Raw genomic sequence first — 5,116 nt, 5'->3', positions numbered from 1 at the left:
TCACGCGAGCACCTGCGGCCGCTCCTCCGCGAAGTGGCAGGCCGCGGGGTGCTCGCCCAGCCGGACCTTCATTTCCGGCGCCTGTTCGGCGCAGATGTCCTGCGCCTTCCAGCACCGGGTGCGGAACCGGCAGCCCGACGGCGGATCGGCCGGGCTCGGCACGTCCCCGCTGAGCCGGATGACCTCCCGCTTGCCCCGCAGCTGCGGATCCGGGACCGGCACCGACGAAAGCAGCGCCTGGGTGTACGGGTGCTGCGGGTGCTCGTAGATCTGCTCCTCGGTGCCGACCTCGACCATCTGCCCCAGGTACATCACCCCGACCCGGTCCGACAGGTGCCGCACCACGCCCAGGTCGTGCGCGATGAAGATGTAGGACAGCCCGAACTCCTGCTGCAGCTCGCCGAGCAGGTTCATCACCTGCGCCTGGATCGAGACGTCCAGCGCGGAGACCGGCTCGTCGCACACGATCACCTTCGGCCGCAGGGCCAGCGCCCGCGCGATGCCGATGCGCTGGCGCTGACCGCCGGAGAACTGGTGCGGGTAGCGGTTGATGTGCTCGGGGTTGAGCCCCACCACGTCCAGCAGCTCCTGCACCTTGCGGTTGCGCTCGCCTTTCGGCGCGACCTCCGGGTGGATCTCGAACGGTTCGCCGACGATGTCGCCGACGGTGCGCCGCGGGTTCAGCGAGGTGTACGGGTCCTGCAGCACGATCTGCATGTCCCGGCGCAGTTTGCGCAGTTGCGCCCCGCTCATCCCGAACATGTCCCGGCCTTCGAAGGTGGCCGTGCCGCTGGTCGGCTTCTCCAGCCGCATCAGCACCTGGGCGAGGGTGGACTTGCCGCAGCCGGACTCGCCGACGATGCCCAGCGTCTCGCCCTTGTACAGGTCGAACGACACCCCGTCGACGGCCCGCACGTGGCCGACGGTGCGTTGGAACACCACTCCCCGGTTGATCGGGAAGTGCTTGACCAGGTCGCGGACCTGCAGGATCGGCTCAGTCACTCTTGATCAACTCCTCCGCGAAGTGGCAAGCGCTGGTGCGGCCGAGCCCCAGGTCGTGGTGCTCGGGCAACTCCTGACGGCACAGGTCCTCGGCCCGCGTGCAGCGGGGGTGGAACGGGCAGCCCGCCGGGATGTCCATCAGGTTCGGCGGCAAGCCGCGGATCGTCTCCAGGTCCTGGCCTTTGAGGTCCAGCCGCGGGATGGACCGCATCAGGCCCTCGGTGTAGGGGTGGCCCGGCTGCCGGTAGAGGCCGAGGGCGTCCGAGGACTCCACGATCCGGCCCGCGTACATCACCACGATCCGGTCGGCGACCTCGGCGACCACGCCGAGGTCGTGGGTGATCAGGATCAGCCCCATGCCGCGCTCCCTGCGCAGCTCGTCGAGCAGGTCCATGATCTGCGCCTGCACCGTCACGTCCAGCGCCGTCGTCGGCTCGTCCGCGATGAGCAGGTCCGGGTCCAGCGCCAGCGACATCGCGATCATCGCCCGCTGCCGCATGCCGCCGGAGAACTGGTGCGGGAACTCCTTCACGCGCTGCGCGGCGTTCGGGATCTTGACCATGTCCAGCAACTCCACCGCGCGGGCGGTGGCGTCCTTGCGGGACATGCCGCGGCGCGTGCGCAGCTGCTCGGAGATCTGAAAACCCACGGTGTAAACGGGATTCAACGCGGAAAGCGCGTCTTGGAAGATCATCGCCATCGAGTCGCCGCGCAGTTGACGCCGCCGATCTTCGCTGGCGGTGAGCATCTCCTCACCGGCGTAGCGGATCGCCCCGCCGGTGACGAACCCGGGCGGGGTGTCCAGGATGCCCATCACGGTCTGCGCCGTGACGCTCTTGCCGGAGCCGGATTCGCCCAGCACCGCCAGGGTCTCCCCCGGATCGACGTGGTAGCTCACGCCGTTGAGCACCTTCGCCACGCCGTCGCGGGTGCGGAACTCCACGTGCAGGTCCTCGACGTCGAGCAGCCGCCCGCCCGCCTTTTCGTCCACTTCGGACACAGCGGTCCTCCTACTTCTGCTTCGGGTCGAGGGCGTCGCGGACCGCATCGCCGAGCATCACGAACGCCAGCACGGTCATCACCAGGAATCCTGCCGGGAACAGCAGCAGGTGCGGCGATGCCTGGATGAATTCGCGCGAGTCGGAGATCATCACGCCCCAGGACACGACCGGGAACTTCAGCCCGAGCCCCAGGTAGGACAGCGTGGCCTCGGCTCCGATGAACCCGCCCAGCGCGATCGTGGCGTACACCAGCACCGGCGCCAGGCAGTTCGGCAGCATGTGCCGCAGGATGACCCGCGACGGCTTCGCTCCGAGCGCCCGCGCGGCCTTGACGTAGTCCTGCTGCTTGGCCGAGATCGCCGCCGACCGCATGATGCGCATCGCGATCGGCCAGGACAGCACCGCGATCGAGATGACCACCTGCATGATCACCCGGGTACCGCTGGGAATCTCGTCCGGCGAGTTGAAGGTGGTCAGGATGACGATCGCGCCGAGCACGAACGGCAGTCCAAGGAAGATCTCCGAGAGCCGGGACAGCAGGTTGTCCACCCAGCCGCCGTAGTACCCGGACAGGATTCCGACCACCGAGCCGATCAGCACCGTGCCCAAGGTCGCCAGCAGACCGACCGTGATCGAGGCCCGGGCTCCGTGCACGGCGCGGGCGAAGATGTCCCGGCCCTGCAGGTCGTAGCCGAACCAGGCTTCCGCGGACGGTCCCTCGCGGGATTTCAGCAGGTCCGAGTGGTTCGGATCGACCGAGGTGAACAGTTGCGGGAAGGCCACCATGGCCAGCAGCACCAGGATGATCGCCGAGGCGATCAGGAACATCGGCCGCCGCAGCAGGTCGTGCCAGGCATCGCCCCACAGCCCGCGTGGCTTCTCCTGCTTCGCCGCGGCGTGCGATGCCTGCGCCGCGAGCAGACCTGCGCTGTTCTGCCCGGTGGCCACGGCGTGCTTGGTCGCGGCCGAATCCTGGGTGTCCTCGGGAGTGGTGGGAGAGGAGGCAGTCGGTTCAGTCATATCGAATCCTCGGGTCCAGGACCGCGTAGAGAACATCCACGAGGAGGTTCATCAGCAGGTACACCAGCACCAGCAGGGTGACGATCCCGGTGACCGTCATGCCTTCCTTGGTCAGGATGGCCTTGTAGACCAGCCCGCCGATGCCGCGGATGTTGAACACGCCCTCGGTGACGATGGCACCGCCCATCAGCGCGCCCAGGTCGGTGCCCAGGAACGTGATGACCGGAATCAGCGAGTTGCGCAGCAGGTGCACTCCCACGACCCGGTTCGGCTTGAGCCCCTTCGCCGTGGCGGTGCGCACGTAGTCGGCGCGCTTGTTCTCCATCATGCTCGTGCGGGTCAGCCTGGCCACGTAGGCCATCGACAGGCTGCCCAGCACGAAACCGGGCACCAGCAGCTCGCCGATGCTCGGATCGCTGCCGACCGAGGTCTTGATCAGACCGAGCTCGGTGCCCAGCCAGACCTTGAGCAGGAAACCGGTCACGAACACCGGCAGCGAGATCAGGAACAGCGTGGAGATCAGCACCAGGCTGTCCAGGAATCCCTTGCCGCGCAGGCCGGTGAGGATGCCTGCCAGCACGCCGATCACGGCCTCGATCAGCAGCGCCACGATGGCCAGCCGGACCGTGGTCGGGTAGGCGTTGGCGATCAGGTCGCTGATCTGCACACCGGCGTAGGTCTCGCCGAAGTTCCCGGTGAACAGCTGTCCCAGGTACTTGAAGTACTGCACGATCAGCGGATCGTCGAGGTTGTACCTGGCCGTCATCTCGGCGACGTACGACGGCGGGCAGGCCCGCTCACCGCACTTGCCCGCGAACGGGTCGCCCGGCACCGCCCACACCAACGCATAAATGATGAACGTGGTGCCGATGAACACCGGGATCAACTGCAACAGGCGTCGCAGCACATAACGTCCCACCGGTCCTCCTGATTCACACCGAGCGCGGCCCGGTCCGCGCAGTTGCGCAGCGGCCCGGGTGCGGTGCGCTGCTTCATGGCTGCTGGGGTTTGAGCGTCACCGACGTGAGGTCGAGCTTGCGGAACGGCGTCGCCTTCGCGTCGGCCAGCCGGTCGGACAGGCCCGCCTGCACCGGCTGGCTCCACAGCGGGATCACCGGCATGTCCTGGGCCAGGATCCGCTCGGCGGCCGCGTAGCGCCGCTCCGCTTCGGGAATGGTCGGTGCCGCGTTCGCCCGGTCCAGTGCGGCGTCGAACTCCGGGTTGGAGTACTCGTAATCGTTCGAGGACGCGCCGGTGCGGTAGAGCTGCGTCAGGAAGGACTCGATGCTCGGGTAGTCGGCGATCCAGCCGGTGCGGAACATCCCGGAGAACTCCCGGGCGCTCGCCTGCCTGCGAAACTCGCTGAACGTCGGGGTCGGGGTGAACCGCACGTCGATCCCGAGGGTCTGGCGGATGCTGGAGGCCACCGCCTCGGACCATTCGGAGTGCCCGCCGTCGCCGTTGCTGATGATCTGCAGCGTGCCCTGGAATCCACCGGCCTTGGCCAGCAGCTCCTTCGCCTTCTGCGGGTCGTAGGTGCAGTATTCGCCGCACTGGTTCGGCACGTAGCCCTGGACCGACGGGGCGACCCAGCCGTCCGCGGGCGTTCGGCTACCGGCGAAGATCTGCCGGGTGATCGTCTCGCGGTCGATGGCCATCGAGATCGCTTTGCGCAGATCCGGGTTCTGGAACCGCTGGTCGTAGAGCGGGAAGGCGATGTTCTGCGTGAGCAGACCCGGCTTCTCCTGCGCCCCGTCGCCGAGGTCGGTGCGCCAGATGTCCCCGGCCAGCGCCGAGACCGGCACCTGCCGGACGAAGTCGAGGTTGCCCGAGACCAGGTCCTCGTAGGCGGTGTCCAGCTCGTCGTAGACCTTGAACTGCACCTTCGGGACCTTCGCCTTTTCCGCTCCCTGGAACCCGTCGTAGCGGGAGACGGTCAGGCTCTCGTTCGGCACCCGCGACTCGAACTTGAACGGCCCGTTGCCGATCGGGTGCTGCTCGAATCCCTCCGGATCGGCGAAGAACCGCTCCGGCAGCGGGTAGAACGGCCCGTAGCCCAGCATCGTCGGGAAGATCGTCAGCGGTGCTTTGAG

5 protein-coding genes are annotated in these 5,116 nt (G+C 67.7%); all 5 read right to left on the bottom strand.

Annotated features, from left to right (window positions below):
* Entirely contained in the window at positions 1–1,002 is a 1,002-nt protein-coding gene (locus tag IJH84_RS17635) for an ABC transporter ATP-binding protein (RefSeq protein ID WP_295146402.1), read from the bottom strand.
* The gene (locus IJH84_RS17630; RefSeq protein ID WP_295146404.1) at positions 995–1,993 is read right to left on the bottom strand and encodes an ABC transporter ATP-binding protein; all 999 of its coding nucleotides are present in this window, start codon (positions 1,991–1,993) and stop codon (positions 995–997) included. The genes IJH84_RS17635 and IJH84_RS17630 overlap by 8 nt, the downstream gene beginning before the upstream one ends.
* Before the next feature lie 19 nt (positions 1,994–2,012).
* Positions 2,013–3,023 carry an ABC transporter permease gene (locus IJH84_RS17625; protein WP_200069274.1) on the bottom strand — a complete coding sequence of 337 codons (1,011 nt, stop codon included), beginning with the start codon at positions 3,021–3,023 and terminating at the stop codon, positions 2,013–2,015.
* Positions 3,016–3,942, bottom strand: coding sequence for an ABC transporter permease (locus tag IJH84_RS17620; RefSeq protein ID WP_200069273.1), 927 nt, complete (start codon positions 3,940–3,942; stop codon positions 3,016–3,018). The genes IJH84_RS17625 and IJH84_RS17620 overlap by 8 nt, the downstream gene beginning before the upstream one ends.
* A gap of 73 nt (positions 3,943–4,015) precedes the next feature.
* Positions 4,016–5,116: ABC transporter substrate-binding protein (locus tag IJH84_RS17615; protein WP_295146398.1), on the bottom strand; the 1,101-nt coding region annotated here is incomplete at its 5' end.

It is taken from the genome of Saccharopolyspora sp. (assembly GCF_017434145.1).
GTDB classification, from domain to species: domain Bacteria; phylum Actinomycetota; class Actinomycetes; order Mycobacteriales; family Pseudonocardiaceae; genus Saccharopolyspora_C; species Saccharopolyspora_C galaxeae.
Note: the sequence above shows the minus strand (reverse complement) of the source record. Positions and strands in the feature narration are given on the sequence as shown.

What these genes read in the sequence shown, in the direction of transcription:
- IJH84_RS17625 (WP_200069274.1), bottom strand. Translation starts at nt 3,023, where the DNA reads ATGACTGAACCGACTGCCTCCTCTCCCACCACTCCCGAGGACACCCAG.